The sequence below is a fragment of the Desulfocurvus sp. DL1XJH-121 genome (assembly GCF_054819825.1).
Genome location: NZ_JBTVWW010000016.1, coordinates 65761 through 83321 on the forward strand (window position 1 = coordinate 65761; position 17561 = coordinate 83321).

General features: G+C 67.9%; 15 protein-coding genes. 8 read left to right on the forward strand and 7 right to left on the reverse strand.

Annotated elements, in window-relative coordinates; all coding sequences use genetic code 11:
- Positions 1 to 50: 50 nt before the first annotated feature.
- The 7 genes from tkt to ACYYG1_RS11960 form a co-directional block, all read right to left on the reverse strand.
- Complete coding sequence (gene tkt, locus ACYYG1_RS11930) at positions 51 to 2030, reverse strand: transketolase (protein WP_461210539.1); 1980 nt, start codon at positions 2028 to 2030, stop codon at positions 51 to 53.
- A 25-nt stretch (positions 2031 to 2055) separates the two neighbouring features.
- Positions 2056 to 2496, reverse strand: a complete 441-nt coding sequence (gene rpiB, locus ACYYG1_RS11935; protein WP_461210540.1) for a ribose 5-phosphate isomerase B — start codon at positions 2494 to 2496, stop codon at positions 2056 to 2058.
- Positions 2497 to 2513: 17 nt separating this feature from the next.
- On the reverse strand, positions 2514 to 2888 hold the full coding sequence (locus tag ACYYG1_RS11940) for a hypothetical protein (protein WP_461210541.1): 375 nt from the start codon (positions 2886 to 2888) through the stop codon (positions 2514 to 2516).
- Between the two features lies 1 nt (position 2889).
- Positions 2890 to 3720, reverse strand: a complete 831-nt coding sequence (locus tag ACYYG1_RS11945) for a LolA-like protein (RefSeq protein WP_461210542.1) — start codon at positions 3718 to 3720, stop codon at positions 2890 to 2892.
- Entirely contained in the window at positions 3717 to 5405 is a 1689-nt protein-coding gene (locus ACYYG1_RS11950; RefSeq protein WP_461210543.1) for a tetratricopeptide repeat protein, read from the reverse strand. The genes ACYYG1_RS11945 and ACYYG1_RS11950 overlap by 4 nt, the downstream gene beginning before the upstream one ends.
- A gap of 68 nt (positions 5406 to 5473) precedes the next feature.
- Positions 5474 to 6229, reverse strand: a complete 756-nt coding sequence (locus ACYYG1_RS11955) for an HD domain-containing protein (protein WP_461210544.1) — start codon at positions 6227 to 6229, stop codon at positions 5474 to 5476.
- Positions 6222 to 7301: a sigma-70 family RNA polymerase sigma factor gene (locus ACYYG1_RS11960; protein WP_461210545.1), complete on the reverse strand. Its 1080-nt coding sequence runs from the start codon at positions 7299 to 7301 to the stop codon at positions 6222 to 6224. Before ACYYG1_RS11960 ends, ACYYG1_RS11955 begins: the two co-directional genes overlap by 8 nt.
- Positions 7302 to 7569: 268 nt before the next feature.
- Between ACYYG1_RS11960 and ACYYG1_RS11965 the strand changes: the two genes are divergently transcribed.
- From ACYYG1_RS11965 to ACYYG1_RS12000, 8 genes are all read left to right on the forward strand, one after another.
- Positions 7570 to 9990 (forward strand): homocysteine S-methyltransferase family protein, encoded by a 2421-nt coding sequence (locus tag ACYYG1_RS11965; RefSeq protein ID WP_461210546.1) that lies wholly within the window; start codon positions 7570 to 7572, stop codon positions 9988 to 9990.
- A gap of 34 nt (positions 9991 to 10024) precedes the next feature.
- Positions 10025 to 10531: a TlpA family protein disulfide reductase gene (locus ACYYG1_RS11970; protein WP_461210547.1), complete on the forward strand. Its 507-nt coding sequence runs from the start codon at positions 10025 to 10027 to the stop codon at positions 10529 to 10531.
- A 1-nt stretch (position 10532) separates the two neighbouring features.
- A complete protein-coding gene (locus ACYYG1_RS11975; RefSeq protein ID WP_461210548.1) occupies positions 10533 to 10997 on the forward strand; it encodes an N-acetyltransferase in 465 nt (154 codons plus the stop codon).
- A 190-nt stretch (positions 10998 to 11187) separates the two neighbouring features.
- Entirely contained in the window at positions 11188 to 11706 is a 519-nt protein-coding gene (gene hpt / locus ACYYG1_RS11980) for a hypoxanthine phosphoribosyltransferase (RefSeq protein WP_461210549.1), read from the forward strand.
- 26 nt (positions 11707 to 11732) lie between these two features.
- The gene (locus tag ACYYG1_RS11985) at positions 11733 to 12620 is read left to right on the forward strand and encodes a DUF3426 domain-containing protein (protein WP_461210550.1); all 888 of its coding nucleotides are present in this window, start codon (positions 11733 to 11735) and stop codon (positions 12618 to 12620) included.
- Positions 12621 to 12624: 4 nt separating this feature from the next.
- Positions 12625 to 13968, forward strand: coding sequence for a DNA repair protein RadA (gene radA / locus ACYYG1_RS11990; protein WP_461210551.1), 1344 nt, complete (start codon positions 12625 to 12627; stop codon positions 13966 to 13968).
- A gap of 138 nt (positions 13969 to 14106) precedes the next feature.
- Positions 14107 to 15753, forward strand: coding sequence for a flagellar assembly protein A (locus ACYYG1_RS11995; protein WP_461210552.1), 1647 nt, complete (start codon positions 14107 to 14109; stop codon positions 15751 to 15753).
- 15 nt (positions 15754 to 15768) lie between these two features.
- Positions 15769 to 16884: an HD domain-containing phosphohydrolase gene (locus ACYYG1_RS12000; RefSeq protein ID WP_461210553.1), complete on the forward strand. Its 1116-nt coding sequence runs from the start codon at positions 15769 to 15771 to the stop codon at positions 16882 to 16884.
- The last annotated feature ends 677 nt before the right edge of the window (positions 16885 to 17561 follow it).

A 17561-nucleotide genomic window follows, 5' to 3' on the forward strand; every position in this document is an offset into this window, starting at 1 on the left:
AGGCTGCGTTCATCTGCTTCCACTGTGGTGCTCCTTGAAGTGTATGTGGGCTATGCCAGGCGCTCGCGCACCAGCCCTGCGAGGTGATCGGGGGTGAATCCGTATTGTTCTTCGAGAATCTTGCCCGGCGCGGACGCGCCGAAGCCCTGCATGGAGTGCACCAGCCCGTCGGTGCCCACGTACTTGTACCAGAGGTCCCCGCGTCCGGCCTCCACGGCCACCTTCAGGGCCCCGGCCGGGATGACCTCGGCGCGGTAGGCGGCGGGCTGCTCGTCGAAGAGCTCCATGCTCGGCACGCTGACCACGCGCACGCGCTTGCCGCTGAGCTTCGCGGCGGCGGCCATGCACAGGGAGACCTCGGAGCCCGAGGCCAGGAACACGATCTCGGCCTCGCCCTCGCAGTCGGAGAGCACGTAGCCGCCGCGCTCCGGGCCGTCGCCCACCTGGGCGGCGTCCAGCACGGGCAGGCCCTGGCGGGTGAGGCAGAGGCACGTGGGCCGCTCCTCCTGGGTCAGGGCGATCCGCAGGCAGGCGGCGGTCTCGCAGGCGTCGGCCGGGCGCATCACCAGCATGTTGGGGATCAGCCTCAGCGAGCTGACGTGCTCGATGGGCTGGTGGGTGGGGCCGTCCTCGCCTACGTAGAAGGAATCATGAGTGAACACGTGCAAGACGGGCAGCTTCTGCAGGGCGCTCATGCGCAGGGCGTTGCGCTCGTAGTCCGAGAAGACCAGGAACGTCGCGCCGAAGGGGACCACCCCGCCGTGCAGGGCCATGCCGTTGAGGATGGCGCCCATGGGGAACTCGCGCACGCCGAAGGACAGGTTGCGGCCCTTGCGGTTGTCCGGGCAGTACACGCCCACGGTCTCGCGGAATTTCACGGTCTGGTTGGAGGGGTCCAGGTCTGCGGACCCGCCCGCCAGAAGCGGCAGCTGGTGCATGATCTCGTTCAGCACCGTGCCCCAGGCCTTGCGCGTGGCCACGGACTCGCCCGGGGTGAACTCGGGCATGGCCAGGGCGAGGTCCTTGCGCTTGGCGGTCACGGCCTCCCACAGGGCGGCGAAGTCGGCGTCCTCGTCCAGCCTGGCCACCAGCTTGCGCTTCCACTTGCCGGCCTCGGCCTCCAGATGGCCGAAGCGGGAGCGGAAATGGGTCAGCACGTCCTCGGGCACCTGGAACTGGGCCTCGGGATCGAGCCCCATCTTGGTCTTGGTGGCCGCGATCTCCTCGGGGGACAGGGGCGCTCCGTGGGTGTTGTAGTCGCCCTCCAGGGTCGCCGCGCCCTTGGCCATCACGGTCTTGCCGATGATCAGGGTGGGGCGGGAGGTCTCGGCGCGGGCCTTGTCCAGGGCGTCGCGGATGGCCTCGTGGTCGTGGCCGTCGATGGTCAGGACCTGCCAGCACATGGCCTCGAAAAGCTTGGCGTGGTCCAGGCAGTCGCAGCGCGACGTGGGCCCGGCCAGCTGGATGTCGTTGGAGTCGTAGAGCACGATGAGCTTGCCCAGGCCCCATTTACCGGCCAGGGCGGCCGCGCCCAGGGCCACGGGCTCCTGGATGTCGCCGTCGGACGCCAGGGCGTAGGTGTAATGGTCGCAGGCGTCGGCGCCCAGGCGCTCGCCGAGCATGGTCTCGGCCACGGCCATGCCCACGCTCATGGCGAAGCCCTGGCCCAGGGGGCCGGTGGTGGCCTCCACGCCGGGGGCCATGTCGCATTCGGGGTGCCCGGGGGTGCGGCTGCCCCACTGGCGGAAAGCCTTCAGGTCGTCGATGCCCAGAAAATCGCAGAAATGGAGCAGGCCGTAGAGCAGCGAGGACTCGTGCCCGGCGGAGAGCACGAAGCGGTCGCGGTCGAACCAGCCCGCGTCCCCGGGGGCGAAGCGCAGGTAGTCCTTGAACAGGATGTAGGCCATGTCCGCCGAGGACATGGGGCCGCCGGGGTGCCCGGAGTTGGCCTTGCGGGTGGAATCCATGACCAGGGCCTTGATGACGTTGACGGCCTTGGCGTCCAGTTCGGCGTTGCGTTCGCTGAGCATGATGAGCGTTCCTTGAAGGTGCGCGTTAGAGGTTCTTGTCCATGAGGTCCACGCGGCGCGCGTGGCGACCGCCTTCGAACTCCGTATCCAGGAAGATGTCAAGGATGGAGAGGGCGGCCCCGGCCCCGGTGACGCGCTCGCCCAGGCAGAGCACGTTGCAGTCGTTGTGGCGGCGCGTCATCTCGCACTGGAAGCCGTTGGCGCACACGGCCGCGCGGATGCCGGGGAAGCGGTTGGCGGCGATGGACATGCCGATGCCCGTGCCGCAGACCAGCACCCCGATGATGTCCTGGTCCAGGACCACGGAACAGAGCTTCTGGGCGACGACCGGGTAGTCGCAGCTCGTGGTGTCCATGACGCCCACGTCCACGGGTTCGAAGCCCCGGGATTCGAGGTGCTGGATGAGGGTCTGCTTGAGGGTGAAGCCTGCGTGGTCAGAGCCCACGGCCACTCGCTTGGCGGGCATGGATGCCTCCGGGAGTCTTATTGGTCTTGGTCCAGGCCCAGGTCGCGCCTGCGGCGCTCCAGGTCCTCGGACCGGGTGCGGCTGCCTTCCTTGTCCAGGAAGTCCAGCTCCCGTTCCAGAAATTCGATCTGCGAGAGCACCAGCCCGGCCTCGCCGTCGCGCGACGGGGCGTCGGCCTCGGCAGCGTCCATGCGCTTCCTGGCGATGCGGCCCAGGGTCGCGTATTCGCGCTCCAGCCTGCGCCGCATCTGGCGGGTCTCGTATTCCCTGATGCTCTTGGTCAGGGTCCATTTCAGCTCCGCCCAGAGGACCGAAAGCCCGGTCTTCAGGGTCGCGAGCAGCCCGCCCCCGGTCAGGGGCTCGTGGGCGTCGCCGTTGTTGGTCTCAGGCATGTCATCCTCTCTTGGGCCCGCCGTCCTCGTCCAGGGGCGTGACCGTGGTCCCCGGTGGCAGCGGCAGGTCCAGGGCCGCGCCGGGCCAGGGGCTTGGGCGCCGTTCCAGGCGCTTGACCCGCACGATTGCGCGTACGTCTGGTTTCAGGGAGATGTCGATTTTTTCCGGGGCGGCGGCCCCGGTTTCCGCGTGTCCGGACAGGACCATGGTCCAGGTTCGGCCGCGCAGACGCCCTGCGAATACCACCGGTCTGCCCTCGGCGTCCAGTGTCATCGCGGTCACGGCCGAGCCGGGCTCCAGGGCGTAGCGCACGCCGCCGTCGGGCAGGGCCGCGGCGGCCCGGTAGCCGTCCGGGGCGAAGCCCGCGTAGGTTCCCGTGACCAGCCCGGCCAGGTCGCGCAGGGTAAACGGCAGGTCCATGCCCAGCACGCGCTGGCCGAACAGGGGGTTCCGGCTGGTGTAGGCCGCGTTGTCCGAGGGGAAGTAGCCCAGCCAGTCCCCGGGCTCCTCGCGCAGCATGGCCACGGTGGAGCCCAGGCCCGTGTTCAGGTCCAGGCGCAGGGCCGCGCCGGGCGCGCCCCACAGGCGCAGGGTCATGCGGTGGCTGGCGTCGGGGCCGGAATAGTGCAGGCTGGCCGCGGCCAGGATGCCCACTTCGCCCCCGGCCCCGGCGCGGCGCTCCGAAAAGGCCTTCCACAGGGCGCCGGGGTCGGCCCCGGGCCCCTGGGGGGCGTGGGCGCAGGCCCCGAGAAGGGCGGCCAGGATAAGGACCGCCAGGACCGGGGCCGCGAGGGCCGTGGCGAACGGGGATCGCGGCGCGCCGGAACTCATAGGCTGTCCAGCTTATCCTGCGCGGACTGGTTCTCGGGGTTCACTTCCAGGCTGTTGCGGTAGCCCTCGGCGGCCTTGTCCGCCTTGCCCAGGGCCTTGGCGATGTCCCCGTAGTGCTCCCAGATGGTCGGGTCGTCGGCCACCCGCTCCACCGCGCGCCTGATCTCCTCCCAGGCTTGGTCCAGCCGGCCACGGCGGAAATGCAGCCAGGCCAGGGAATCGATGATGTAGCCGTTGTCCGGCTCCACCTCCAGGGCCTTGGCGATGAGCACCTGGGCCCGGTCCAGGTCGCGCATGTTGTCCGCCAAGAGGTAGCCCACGTAGTTCAGGGCGTCGGCGTGCTCCGGGTCCAGGGTGATGATGCGCTCCATCACGGCGATGCCCTGGTCGCGCAGGTTCATCTTGTCCAGGATCACGCCCAGGGCGTAGAGCAGCTCCGTGTCCTCGGGCCACTTGTCCACGGCCTGTTCCAGGATGCGGCGCGCCTCGGGCAGTTCGCCCAGGTTCTGGGCCAGGGAGGACTCCAGGAGCCAGTAGTCCGGCTCGTCGGGAAAGGCCTTCTGCTGCGTGCGGATCAGGGCCCGGGCCTCGTCCTGGCGTTCGGCGTCGATGAGCAGGTGGATGCGGAAGCGCACCGCCCGGTGGAAGTGGGGATCGTCGACGGGGACCTTTTCCAGATACTCGATGGCCCTGGCCGCGTCCTGGTCGCCCTCGTAGGCCAGCAGCGCGCGGTAGAACCAGATGCGCGGGGGCGCGTCCTCCCCCGAGGGCAGGGGGGCCAGCACGGCCCGGGCCTGGTCGAAGAATTTCTCGTCCAGGAACAGGGTAGCGGCCTCCAGGGCGAAGTCCAGGTCGCTGGGGCCCTGGCGGTACAGGGCCAGGGCCTTGTCCGGGTTGTTCAGCTTGATGTTCAGGTTCACCAGCCGGAGCCAGACCTCGGTGGCGGTTTCGCCCATCTCCACCAGCTTGGTGTAGACCTTTTCCGCGGCCACGTAGTCCTTGTCCACCTCGTGCAGATAGGCCAGTTCGGCCCAGGCCTCCACGAATTCCGGGTCGCGGTCCACGGCGGCTTCGAGCTTGGCGATGGCCTGGTGGTTCAGGCCCAGGCCGGAGCTGGCCTTGGCCTCGTAGTAGAGGATCATGGGCGTGCGCTGGTCCTCGGGGATGGCGCCCAGGGCGTCCAGGGCCTCGGCGTAGCGCTTGGCGTCCAGGTAGATCAGCGCCAGGTCCTGATGCACGGTGGTGTCGTCGGGCACGCGCTTGAGGTAGTCGCGCATCACGGCCGCCGCGTCGTCGTGGCGCTTTTCGGAATAATAGGTGTTGGCCAGGGTCACGGCCAGCTCGCGGGAATCGGGGTAGGCTTCGAGCCCCTCCTTGAGCAGGGCGCGGGCCTTGCCCATGCGCTTCTCGCGCCAGTTGAGCTCCGCGGCCTCGGCGTAGATGGTGGGGGAGGGGGCCAGCTTGAGCAGCTCGTCCAGGGCCGTGAGGGCGTCGGCCGTGCGCTTGTGGCGCAGGGCGTCCTCGTAGGCCAGGTAGTAGAAGGTCGTCGCCGCCTGTTGCGAGAGCTGCCAGGTCGCGGGCCGGGGTTCGGGCGGGGGAGCCGTGACCTGGGCGCAGCCGCCCAGGGCGGCCAGGGCCAGGGCGGCCAGGAGCAGGAGCAGGGATCTGGGCGTGTGCTGGGTCATTGATTCCTCTGGCGGCGCGGTCCTCGACCCGGGCCGGTTGGGAGTGCTGCGGGGGCTTGGCCGCGCCGCTAGCGCGTCTCGTCCTCAAGGATCCTGCGCAGGAGCCCGTGCAGCTCCCCGCCCAGCTCCAGCCCCATCTCCACGAACTGGGCCCCGTACTTGCGGCCCTCGGGGGTGCGGAAGGTCGGGGCGATCTCCATGATCTTGCCGATGCCCTGGGGGAAGCGGTCCACGATCTCCGCGGGCGAGATCTCGTTGTATTCGCACAGCTCCCAGAGGGTGGTGGAGAAGTGGTCCGGGCCCCAGCGGAACTTGTCCGCGTCGTACAGGGCGTCGGCCAGGAGCCGGGCCACGTGGTCGTCGCCGCCGCCCGTGGGGGCGGGGTTTTCGTGGTCGCGCACGGCGAAGGCGATGCGCTCCAGGTCCTCGTGGTCCAGGGGATAGCCTTCCAGGAGCTTGCCCGCCAGTTCGGCGGCGCTCTTGGCGTGGTCGCTCTCCAGGCGGCAGACGTCGTGCAGCAGCCCGGCCATCATGGCCAGAAGCGCATAGTCCCGGGCCAGGGCCTCGCCCCTGAGGCGCGTCTGGTGAAGCACTATGGCCGCGGCGTCGATGGCCACCTTCTTGGAGTGGTCCACGCCGAACCCGTAGTCGTCGTAGATGAAGGGGATCACGTCCTCGCGCAGGCGGATGATCAGCGGATGGTCGAAGAAGGTGCTGTGCGCGTAGGCGATCTCCTCGGAATATTCGTCATAGAATCCCGGGGGCTCGTGTTCGGCGAGCAGGGCCTTGGCCTCGCGTTTCATGCGTAGCAGTACATCACTCATGGTTCTTGATCCACTCTTTGGAGAAATCTTGTATGTTTTCGCTTAAATGAACTTTGAGCTTTTGCAGCAGCCGGGCTTCTATCTGGCGCACCCGCTCGCGGGTCACGCCGTATTTCTCGCCGATTTCGCGCAGGGTCACCGGGGAGTCGGAAAGCAGGCGGTTCTCCAGGATGTCCTGCTCCTTCTCGTTCAGGCTGGGCAGGATGGTCTTCAGGTTTTCCTTGAGGGTCTCGGCGATTTCGTTCTGGGCCAGGGTGTCCTCGACGCCCGACTCCAGGGCGGGCAGGAAGTCCATGCGCGTGGCGCCGCCTTCCTCGCCGCCCAGGGGCATGTTCAGGGACATGTCCTGGCGCGACAGGCGCTGGTCCATCTCCACCACCACGTCCTCGGACACCCCCAGGTTCTTGGCCACGGTGGCGTTGTCCGGGTCGAAGCCGAGGCTCTGCAGGCGCTGGCGTTCCTTGTTCAGGTTGTAGAACAGCTTGCGCTGGGCCTGGGTGGTGCCGATTTTGACCAGCCGCCAGTTGTCCATGATGAACTTCAGGATGTAGGCCTTGATCCAGAAGGCGGCGTAGTAGGAGAACTTGATGCCTTTGTCCGGGTCGAACTTCTGCACCGCGCGCATCAGGCCCACGTTGCCCTCCTGGATCAGGTCCAGGACGTTTTGCATCCAGCGGCGCTGGAAGTCCATGGCGATCTTGACCACCAGGCGCAAATGCGAGGACACCAGCCGGAAGGCCGCGTCGGAGTCGTTCTCGTCGCGCACGCGGCGGGCGAGCTCGAACTCCTCCTCGGGCTTGAGCATGGCGAAGCGGCCGATCTCGCGCAGGTAGATGTGCAGCGGATCGCGCGGCACCACCGCGGAATCCGAGCGCGGCATCAGCTCGAAGGTGTCCTCGGGGGCGTCCTCGTCCTCGGGCAGGAATTCCAGGTCCACGTCCGGGGAGTCGTCCTCGTCCAGGCCCTCGTCCATGCCCTCGTCAACATCCGGGGCGTCCTGCTCCGGCGGCAGGAGTTCGGCCTCTTCGGCGGCGGAGTGCGTTTCCTGGGTTTTGGGGGATGTATGTGTCATAATTCCGTGGTCTCTGAAGATGGGTGGACCGTGTGGCCGCCCCCCGGCCGTGTGCGGCAGGGACGAACGGGGCCCGGGGGCCCGTGCGGGGCGGCGAAAAATCGGTCCGGTACCGTTTCGAGCAAGTTTCGAGCGTATAGTTTTTGTTTGTCCTTTTCAATGATTTTAAGTAATGAACACGGTCCCGGGGAGCACCGTGCAAGGCTTGCGGGACAAGGGTTTGCGGACAGCGGGGCCTCTCGCCCCCCAATGCGATGGAGTTTTGAACGTGGCAGATTTCCTGCGCTTGTTGCGCGACGGCAGGGTCGCATTCTTCGACGGCGGCATGGGCACCATGCTCCAGGCCCGCGGCCTGCGTTCGGGGCAGTCCCCCGAGGAGTTCGGCCTGGCCAACCTCCCGGTGGTGGAGGATGTGCACCGCGAATACGTGCGCGCCGGCGCCGACGTGGTGACCACCAACACCTTCGGCGGCACGGCCCCCAAGCTGCCCCCGGGCACCGACGTCGCGGCCCTGAACCGCGACCTGGCCCGCGCCGCGCGCCGGGCCGCCGGGGACGCGGCCTTCGTGGCGGGCAGCGTCGGCCCCACCGGCCATTTCGTGCAGCCCCTGGGCGACCTGGGCTTCCGGGATCTGGTCCAGATATTCAAGGACCAGATCAAGGGCCTGGCCGAGGGCGGGGTGGACCTGATCCTGGCCGAGACCCAGTTCGACCTGGCCGAGGCCCGGGCCGTGGTCATCGCCGCGCGCGAGGTCTCGGACCTGCCCGTGGGCGTGTCCATGACGTTCGAGAAGGGCGTGAGCCTGACGGGGTCTTCACCCGAGGTCTTCGTGGACGCCATGCAGAACCTGGGCGTGGACCTCATCGCCACCAACTGCAGCGCCGGGCCCGAGCAGATGGTGGACGTGGTGCGGGCCATGATGCCGCGCCTGTCCACGCCGCTTTTGGTGGAACCCAACGCGGGCCTGCCCGAGCTGGACGAGGACGGCAACACCGTGTTCCGCCTGGGGCCCGAGGATTTCGCGCGCCAGGTCCTGCCCTTCGCCGAGCTGGGCGCCAAGTTCATCGGCGGCTGCTGCGGCACCACGCCCGAGCACATCCGCGCGGCCCGCGCCGCCGTGGGCGAGCGCGCCTGGGCCCTGCCCGAGCCCGCCGAGGCCCCGTGCCTGGCGGTGACATCGCGCTCGCGCTCCGTGTGCGTGTCCCCGTGGCGGCGGTCCAAGATCATCGGCGAGCGCATCAACCCCACGGGCAAGAAGGCCCTCACCGAGGACCTGCAGGCCGGGCGTTTCGGCGAGGCTCTGCGCCTGGCCCAGGAGCAGGAGTCCATGGGCGCCCACATCCTGGACGTCAACGTGGGCGCGCCCATGGTGGACGAGGCCGAGCTGCTGCCCGCCCTGGTGCGCCACCTGGTGAGCCGCGTGCAGGCCCCCCTGTGCCTGGACTCCACCAACATGGACGCCGTGCGCGCCGCCCTGGAGGCCTATCCCGGCTCGGCCCTGGTGAACTCCATCAGCGGCGAGCCCGGGCGCATGGAGGCCCTGGGGCCCCTGTGCAGGCAGTACGGCGCGCCCTTCATCCTCCTGCCCCTGGAGGGGCGCAAGCTGCCGCTCACCGCGGCCGAGCGCCTGGCCGTGGTGGAGCGCATGCTGCGCCAGGCCGAGGACCTGGGCATCCCCAGGCGGCTGATTTTGGTGGACGCCCTGGTGCTCACCGTGTCCTCCAAGCCCGAGGCGGCCAAGGCCTGCCTGGAGGTCATCCGCCACTGTCGCGACGAGTGGGGCCTGGCCACCACCTGCGGCCTGTCGAACATTTCCTTCGGCCTGCCCGCGCGCGACCTGCTGAACAGCGCGTTTTTGACCATGGGCATGGCCTCTGGCCTGTCGTCCTTCATCTGCAACCCGAGCTCCTCGCGCCTGCGCGAGGCCATGGCCGCCTCCGAGGTGCTCCTGGCCCGCGACCCCCAGGCCGCCGGGTTCGTGGGCGGCTATGCCGACTGGACCCCCGGGGCGGGGGGCGGCGTGGCCGCTGCTCCCGCCGGAGGCGCTCCCGACGCGGGCGGCGCTACGGCCGCCGGGCTGCGCCAGGCGGTGATCAAGGGCGCCAAGGACTCCATCACCGCCATGATCGACGCCGAGCTGGAGGCCGGGGCCGCGCCCTTCGACCTGGTGAACGGCGAGCTCATCCCGGCCATCACCGAGGTGGGCGACAAGTACGAGCGCAAGGAATATTTCCTGCCCCAGCTGCTTCTGTCCGCCGAGACCATGCAGACGGCCTTCGCGCATCTGAAGCCGCTCCTGGAAGAGGAGGCCGGCTCCTCGGCGCGCAAGAAGATCATCATGGCCACGGTGGAGGGCGACATCCACGACATCGGCAAGAACATCGTGATCCTGATGCTGGAGAACAACGGCTTCGAGGTCACGGACCTGGGCAAGGACGTCCCGGCCCGGCGCATCGTGGACGCGGCCCAGGAGCAGGGCGCGGACTTGATCGGCCTGTCCGCGCTGATGACCACCACCATGGTGCGCATGGAGGACACCGTGCGCCTGGTGCGCGAGCGCGGCCTGCCCGTGCGGGTCATGGTGGGCGGGGCCGTGGTTTCGCAGGATTTCGCGGACAACATCGGCGCGGACGGCTATTCCGCCGACGCCGTGAGCTGTGTCAAGCTGGCCAAGCGGCTGGTGCAATAGGCCGGAGAATCCGGCAGGATCATTGAGGAATCGTATGAACCGAGTGTTTTGTTTGCGGGTCCTGCCCCTGCTGCTGGCCTGCGCGTTGCTGTCCGTTCCGGCCCTGGCAGGGGAGGCCGCCGACGGGATGGAGGGCGTGCCCCCGGCGCGCGTCATGGACGTGAACGACGTGATGCGCGTCATGCAGCGCGCCAAGGGCAAGGTGATGGTGCTCAATTTCTGGGCCTCGTGGTGCGGGCCGTGCCGCATGGAGCGGCGCGAGCTCATGGCCCTGCGCGACGCCATCCCCGCCGAGGACATGATGCTCCTGGGCCTGTCCGTGGACCAGGACCCCGCCGCCTACGCCCAGTTCGTGGCCGGGAACGGGTTCAACTACCCCGTGCGCCTCGCGGCGGAAAGCGTGGTCCGGCTGTTCTCCATCGGCTCCATCCCCCGGCTCATGGTCTACGATCCCGACGGCAAGCTGGCCGTGGATCACGAGGGCCTGGTCGGGGCCTCCCAGTTGAAAAGCACCGTGAACGATCTTCTCCAGGGGCGCTGACATGGAACTCTACATCCGCAAGGCCCGCATGCAGGACGTGCGCGGCATCCATTCCCTGCTCATGGAGAGCGCGGGGCGCCAGGAACTGCTGCCCCGGTCCCTGAACGACCTTTACGGGCATCTGCGGGACTTCATGATCCTGGCGGACAGGGAGGAGGAGGCGGTCAGGGGCTGTTGCGCCCTGGCCATCACCTGGGCCGACCTCTGCGAGATACGCTCCCTGGCCGTGACCCCGGACCTGCAGGGCAACGACTGGGGCTCGCGCCTGGTGGAGGCCTGCATGTCCGAGGCCGTGATGCTCGGGATCTACCGCATCTTCACCCTGACCTACGTGCCCGGGTTCTTCGTTAAGCAGGGCTTCGAGGAGACCACCAAGGACGTGCTGCCCCAGAAGGTCTGGGCCGACTGCCTGAACTGTCCCAAATTCCCCGAATGCGATGAGATCGCCATGGTCATGGATCTGTAGCAGGCCGCCCCAAAAGCGCAATCTGCTTCGTTGCTTCAAAATGTAAACCCTCGCGTACGTGGTCTGCGTCGGTCTTACATTTTTCTCGCGCCTCGCATCTCACTCTTTTTGAACGGCCTGCGGCACAGGCTGGGGGAGATGCGGCAGACTGGTGAGGGAAACGAACTGAAAATGCAAAGGATTTTGTATTATGGCCGATAAGATGGTGGAAGTCATTTCCGCGGCGGACATCGCCGGGCGCGTGGCCGAGTTGGGCCGGGAGATAACCGCGACCTACCAGGGCGAGCCCCTCACCGTGGTCTGCGTGCTCAAGGGCGGATTCCTGTTCTTCGCGGACCTGGTGCGCGCCGTGGACCTGCCCCTGGAGTTGGAGTTCGTGCGCCTGGCCAGCTACGGCAAGGGAATGGACAGCGGCGAACTGGTCTTTTCCAAGGACCTGGAGACCAGCATCAAGGGCAAGCATGTGCTCATCGTCGAGGACATCGTGGACAGCGGCCGTTCCATGGACTTCCTGATGCGCACCTTCGAGGAGCGGGGCCCGAAATCCCTGCGGCTGGCGGCCCTCGTGGACAAGGCGGAACGTCGCGAAGTGCAATTGACTGTTGACTTTGGCGGGTTTACCCTCGAAAAGGGATTCATCGTCGGTTACGGCATGGATTATGCCGAAAAATATCGGGAATTACCCGGGATATACGAAATCGTCGGCTAGCCCGGCACGGCACTGCGAGTGGTCTTATGATCGTCGAATGTCCAAGCTGCACCAGCACGTTCAATCTCCCAGACGAACTGGTCCCCGAGGCGGGACGCAAGGTCAAGTGCTCCGTGTGCGAGCACGTCTTCGAGGTGTTTCCCGACAACGGGGACGGCGAGGACCTGGACCTGTCTCCGGCCCCCGGGGGCGGCGGGATTGACGAGGACGAGGACGACGAGCTGGGCGGCGCCCTGGACGAGGCCTTCTCCCTGGCCGACGCCGACGACGACGAGGACGACTCCCTGGCCGGGGGTTCCGACTCCGGGGGCGAAGGCCTCCCCGGCCTGGACCTGGACCTGGACAAGCCCGCCAAGAAGAAGTCCGGCGGCAAGGGCAAGCTCGTCGGCATCATCCTGGCCGTGGTGGTCCTCCTGGCCGCGACTGGCGGAGCGGGCGTGTATTTCCTGGCTCCCGGCCTTCTGGGCCTCGGCCCCGCCGCCGAGGAGAAGGCCAAGACCGCTCCCCTGTCCATGGCCGAGCAGGTCCGCAACATCTACCTCGAAGGCATCCGCCAGTACTACGTGGAGAACGACAAGGCCGGGCGCATCTTCGTGGTCGAGGGCAAGGCCGTGAACCAGTTCGACAAGCCCAAGGAGCTCGTCGAGGTGGAGGCCAACCTCTACGACGCCGAGAACAAGGTCCTGGACACCGTGCGCCTGATGTGCGGCAACACCCTGTCCCTGTTCCAGCTCCAGGTCCTGTCCCGCGAGGAGATCGAGAAGGGCCTGGCCGACGAGGCGGGCATCGGCGCCAACAACGTCAATCTCCAGCCCGGGCAGAACGTGCCCTTCATGGTCGTGTTCTTCAATCCTTCGGACAGCGTGGCCGAGTTCAACGTCAGCGTGGTCGCGGCCCGGGACGTGGACCTCTAGGCCCGTGAAGGCCCGCACCTTCTACGTCTGCTCCGCGTGCGGGGCCCGCAGCCACCAGTGGCAGGGCCAATGCCCCCAGTGCGGGGAATGGAACACCCTGGCCGAGCAGGCCGCGCCCCGCGTGGGCGCGGGCAAATCCGCAAAATCCAAATCCGTTCCGGCCACGGCCCGCGCCGTGAACCGTCCCGAGCCGTTGGAAAGTGTGTCCTTCGAGGGCGCGGCCAGCTATTCCAGCGGCCAAGAGGCCCTGGACCGCGTGCTGGGCCGGGGTCTGGTGCCCGGGGCAGCCGTGCTTCTGGCGGGCGAGCCGGGCATCGGCAAGTCCACGCTCCTGCTGCAGCTGGTGGGCAACCTGGCCCGCACCGGGCGCGGGGCCCTGTACGTCTCCGCCGAGGAGTCCCTGGGCCAGCTGCGCGGCCGCGCCGAGCGCCTGGGCCTGTTGTCCCCGTCCCTCACGGCCATGGCCACCACCCGCGCCGAGGACGTCCTGGCCGTGCTGGAGGACCCGCAGCGGCCGGACCTGCTCATCCTGGACTCGGTGCAGACCGTGGCCAGCGAGGAGGTGGACGGGCTGCCGGGCAGCGTGTCCCAGGTGCGCGCCGTGTCCACGGCCCTGGTGGAGCTGGCCAAGCGCACGGGCACGACCCTGGTGCTGGTGGGCCACGTGACCAAGGAGGGGCAGATCGCCGGGCCCAAGCTCCTGGAGCACATGGTGGACACGGTGCTCTCCCTGGAGGGCGACCGCAAGCACCTCTTCCGCATGCTCAGGGTCATGAAGAACCGCTTCGGCCCGGCCCACGAGATTCTGCTCTATCAGATGACCGGCGACGGCATGGAGGTGGTCACGGACCCCTCGACCTTTTTCCTGTACGACCGCGACCCCGGGCTCTCGGGCGCGTCCCTGTGCATGGCCGTGTCCGGCCAGCGGGCCTACGCCGTGGAGGTCCAGGCCCTGGCCGCCAAGACCGTGCTGGCCATCCCCCGGCGCACGGCGCTGGGCTTCGACGCCAACCGCCTGCACCTGCTGTTGGCCGTGATGGAGAAGAAGCTCAGGCTGAACCTCTCGGGCGTGGACATCTACACCAAGATCGGCGGGGGCATGCGCCTGGCCGACCCGGCCCTGGACGCGGGCATCGTGGCCGCCGTGCTGTCCTCCTTCTATGACCGGCCCCTGCCCGAGAGGGCGGTGGTCTGGGGCGAGGTGGACCTCAACGGCCGCATCCGGCCCGTGACCCTGGGCGAGGCGCGCGTGCGCCAGGCCCGCCAGCTGGGCTATTCCCCGCTCCTGCATCCCGGCGAGGTCACGAGCATCGCCGACCTGCAGGCCAGGCTGTTCGGCAGGGGCTGACCGGCTCTTCGCCTCCGCCGCGCATCCTTTCCCTCGCCGTATTCTTCTGGCTTGTTGCCCATCAGTGGGTAACCGTGCTAAGCCATTATTAAAGCGTCGTGCGTCCGCCGTCCGGGCGGGGCATGGGAGCAAGGGGCAATGGGAGCCGTGGTGCAGCAGAACGACCGCCGAACCCTGCAGCGATTGGTGAGAACCAGCCTGGACCTGCGCCGCCCGGTTCCTCCGGGAATGGTCATCGGCGTGCTGGTGCCCGAGGAGGATTTCGACCGTCTCATGGCGGAGTCCGACCTGCCGTATCCGCCCCTGGCGGACCGCTCCCCGGGCTGCTCCTTCAATTCCGTGACCCGCGAACTGTCGTCCCGGGTCTGGGGCAAGGTCCGTTTCGACGACCAGGGCCTGTGCGTGGAACCGTCCTGGAACATGTCCAGGGACAAGACCCTGCTCACCCTGGCCGTGGACCATGTGGACTGCGCGGGCCGGGAAGTGACCGTGGAGCGCCTGCTGGCCGAGATCCCCCCCGGGCTGGAGGAGATCGAACTGGACGAGGAGGAGCTCGCTGAGGGCATCGCGCGCGCCGCCAAGAGCGGCAAGCCCCAGGATCTGGTCCTGGCCCGGGGGCAGTTTCCCTTGCCTGGGGAGGACGGCAGGTTGGAGTTGACGTTTTCCCCGCACCTGGCCGCCGGAACCCTGCGCGAGGACGGGAGCATGGACTTCCGCGAGCGCGGGGGCCTGAATTTCGTGACCGAGGACGAACGACTCGCGGTGCTGGTGCCGCCGGTCCCGGGAATGCCGGGGCACGACATCCTCGGCGAATCCATCCCTCCTCCCGAGCCCAAGCCCGCCATGGTCCATGTGGGCAAGGGAGTGATGGAGACCCCGGAGGAGGACGGCCGCGTCATCTACACCGCGGCCCATCCGGGCATCGTCCATTTCCAGGGCAAGACCCTCTCCGTGTCCAACGTGCTGGAGATCAACGGCGACGTGGACATGTCCACGGGCAACGTGCACTCCAAGCACGGGGCCGTGCACGTCAAGGGCTGCGTGCGCTCGGGCTTCAAGGTCGAAGCGCCCGGGGACATTGTGGTGGACGACGTCGTGGAGGAGGCGGATCTCATCGCCGGGGGCAACGTGGCCGTGGGCGGCGGGGTGATCATGAACCGCAAGACCAGGATCGTGGCCAAGGGCAACGTGTCCGCGCGGTTCATGCAGAACGCGCGCGTGGCCGCGGGCGGCGACCTGACTGTGGAGGCGGAACTCAGCCACTGCGAAGTGAAGGTCCGGGGCAAGGTCATGGCGGCCGGGTCCAAGGGTATGATCAGCGGCGGCCGGGTGGAGTGCGGCGACGGGGTGCAGGTCAACCTCCTGGGCAACGAGGCCCGCTCCAAGACCGTGATCGTGCTGGACGTGCCCATCCCCGAGGCCGAGGAGATCATGGAGGAGCGCAACCTGCTGGCGCAACGGCTGGTGCGCCTGGACCGGGCCATCGGGTCCGAGGACGCCCTGGGCGCCCTGATGAACGCCGCCGAGGAGGACCGCCGCATCCTGGCCGAACTGATCAAGGTCCGGGGCAAGATCCAGGCCGACATCCGCGCCATGGACGACGACTTGGCGGAGCGGCGCAGGAAGATGGAGGCCGAACTGGCGGAAAAGCGCGTGCACGTGCTCCAGACGGCCTACAGCGGAGTGGAGGTGTTCCTGGGCAACAAGCGCCTGGCGCTCACCGAGGACATGGACGCGCCCGTGTTCCGCTGGGATCCCAAGGAACGGGCCGTGGTGGCCGAATAGGGCCGGGGGAGAGCGATGCCGCCCATCATATTGTTCGTGGACAGGGACGATTCCCACGTCAAGAGCCTGCCCGGCAAGTTCGTGAGCAAGTTCGACCTGCGGCACGTGGATTCCTACGAGGCCGCCATCGACGTTCTGGCCCGGCGCAAGGACGTGGCCGTGGTGATCTCGGACCTGGACGTGGGCGGCGGGGACGGCATCGTGTTCCTGGCCAACGCGCGCCTGAGCTCCCCGGACACCGTGCGCATGGTCTTCACCGCCCGCAACAAGTTCACCGACGCCCTGAATTCCCTGAACACGGCCCGGGCCTTTTTGTTCATCAAGAAGCCCTGCCCGCCCGTGGAGCTGGCCCGGTTCCTGTTCCGGGGGGTGCAGTTCCACACCGAGTCCATCAAGGAGCAGCGCGCCGTGCGCAAGAGCCTGGTGGGCAGCGTCAAGGCCCTGGTGGACATCCTGCATCTCGTCAATCCCGGGGCCATGCAGCTCTCCCGGCGCATCTGGAAGCGGGTCATGGAGGTGGGCAAGGCCCTGGGCGTCAAGCCCCTGTGGCGCCTGGAGCTGGCCGTGACCCTGTCGCACCTGGGCTGCGTGGGCATGCCCGTGGATCTGTTGGAAAAAATGGAGAAGGGCCTCACCCTGACCCTCGAGGAGCAGCAGGTCTTCGGCATGCATCCCCACGTGGCCGCCAACCTTTTGGCCAACATCGACCAGATGGAGCCCGTGGCCGAGATCGTGCGCCAGCAGCGCATGCCCCTGCACGAGAGCCAGCCCGTGGAGGCGCGCATCATCCACGTGGCCCTGGACCAGGCCCAGATGGAGGCCGAGGGCGCAAGCCCGGAGGAAATCCAGGCCATGCTGCGCGAGCGGGCCGGAACGTATGACCCCGAGGTGCTGCGGGTCATGCTGGACATGGTGAAGCCCGAAACGCCGGCCTCCCAGCTGGGCCTCAAGGTGGCCGAACTGCACGCGGGCATGGTCATGGCCGTGGACCTGGTCAACAAGGACGGCACCGTGCTGCTGCCGCGCGGCATGACCCTGAGCAAGCCGTCGCTCATGCGTTTGCAGGCGTTTCCAGAGGAGTTGGGATTGGTGGAGCCGGTTTTGGTGGAGGCTGAGTCGGCGCAGGAGTAAATGGTTTTTGGGGTTTGTCGTGGTTGTGTTTGTCGAGGTGTGAAGGCATGTGGTCCCGCCCGCCGGGTTGGTGGTGCGGGGCTTTTTTTGTCGTGGTGCAAAACCAATTGTACCCTCCCTCCCATCCCGCCGCGGTTCCTCGCAGGTAGGGCTTTGGTTTGTCGGGAATGAGGGGGAGGTGACGCGGTCGCGCCCCATGCGGGTACGGGGGGCTTCGCTTCGCTGATTACCATCACAGCCGCTGCGCCTCCCGCACCCGCCCGGGGCGCTGGGCGGTCGCAGTTGTTCGGTCCCTCTCAGTGATGCTTCCCCTCGTGTCGCGGCACAGGTGATGCCGCCCCGTCGCACGAGCCCGGCTTCGCTTCGCTGATTTCCATCACAGCCGCTTCGCCGGGCAGCGCGCCGGGGCTTGGGGAGTCCCGGAGGGCGGAGCGCGAGTAGCGCTGCGGTCCGGGGTTGAGGATCATCGCACGGATCATGCGGAGGGATTTGGAGTCCCTGATGGCGCGGCGCGAGCAATGCGGCAATCCATGGAAAAGAACCCTCGCATCGGGCAATGTCCACGGATACCGACCCTCATCCGCTCATTGTCCAAGCTCATCAGCCGACATCAACGGCGCACATCCATACCCACCCCGAAAATCGGGACCGTAAGGCGAATTCCCGGGCGTACCGTG

Excerpts from the sequence above, each read along its gene's own strand:
- ACYYG1_RS11970 (WP_461210547.1), top strand. The coding sequence starts at position 10,025 with ATGAACCGAGTGTTTTGTTTGCGGGTCCTGCCCCTGCTGCTGGCCTGC.
- ACYYG1_RS11960 (WP_461210545.1), bottom strand. The coding sequence starts at position 7,301 with ATGACACATACATCCCCCAAAACCCAGGAAACGCACTCCGCCGCCGAA.
- ACYYG1_RS11995 (WP_461210552.1), top strand. The coding sequence starts at position 14,107 with ATGGGAGCCGTGGTGCAGCAGAACGACCGCCGAACCCTGCAGCGATTG.
- ACYYG1_RS11985 (WP_461210550.1), top strand. The coding sequence starts at position 11,733 with ATGATCGTCGAATGTCCAAGCTGCACCAGCACGTTCAATCTCCCAGAC.
- tkt (WP_461210539.1), bottom strand. The coding sequence starts at position 2,030 with ATGCTCAGCGAACGCAACGCCGAACTGGACGCCAAGGCCGTCAACGTC.
- ACYYG1_RS11975 (WP_461210548.1), top strand. The coding sequence starts at position 10,533 with ATGGAACTCTACATCCGCAAGGCCCGCATGCAGGACGTGCGCGGCATC.
- ACYYG1_RS12000 (WP_461210553.1), top strand. The coding sequence starts at position 15,769 with ATGCCGCCCATCATATTGTTCGTGGACAGGGACGATTCCCACGTCAAG.
- ACYYG1_RS11940 (WP_461210541.1), bottom strand. The coding sequence starts at position 2,888 with ATGCCTGAGACCAACAACGGCGACGCCCACGAGCCCCTGACCGGGGGC.
- ACYYG1_RS11955 (WP_461210544.1), bottom strand. The coding sequence starts at position 6,229 with ATGAGTGATGTACTGCTACGCATGAAACGCGAGGCCAAGGCCCTGCTC.
- hpt (WP_461210549.1), top strand. The coding sequence starts at position 11,188 with ATGGCCGATAAGATGGTGGAAGTCATTTCCGCGGCGGACATCGCCGGG.
- rpiB (WP_461210540.1), bottom strand. The coding sequence starts at position 2,496 with ATGCCCGCCAAGCGAGTGGCCGTGGGCTCTGACCACGCAGGCTTCACC.
- ACYYG1_RS11950 (WP_461210543.1), bottom strand. The coding sequence starts at position 5,405 with ATGACCCAGCACACGCCCAGATCCCTGCTCCTGCTCCTGGCCGCCCTG.
- ACYYG1_RS11945 (WP_461210542.1), bottom strand. The coding sequence starts at position 3,720 with ATGAGTTCCGGCGCGCCGCGATCCCCGTTCGCCACGGCCCTCGCGGCC.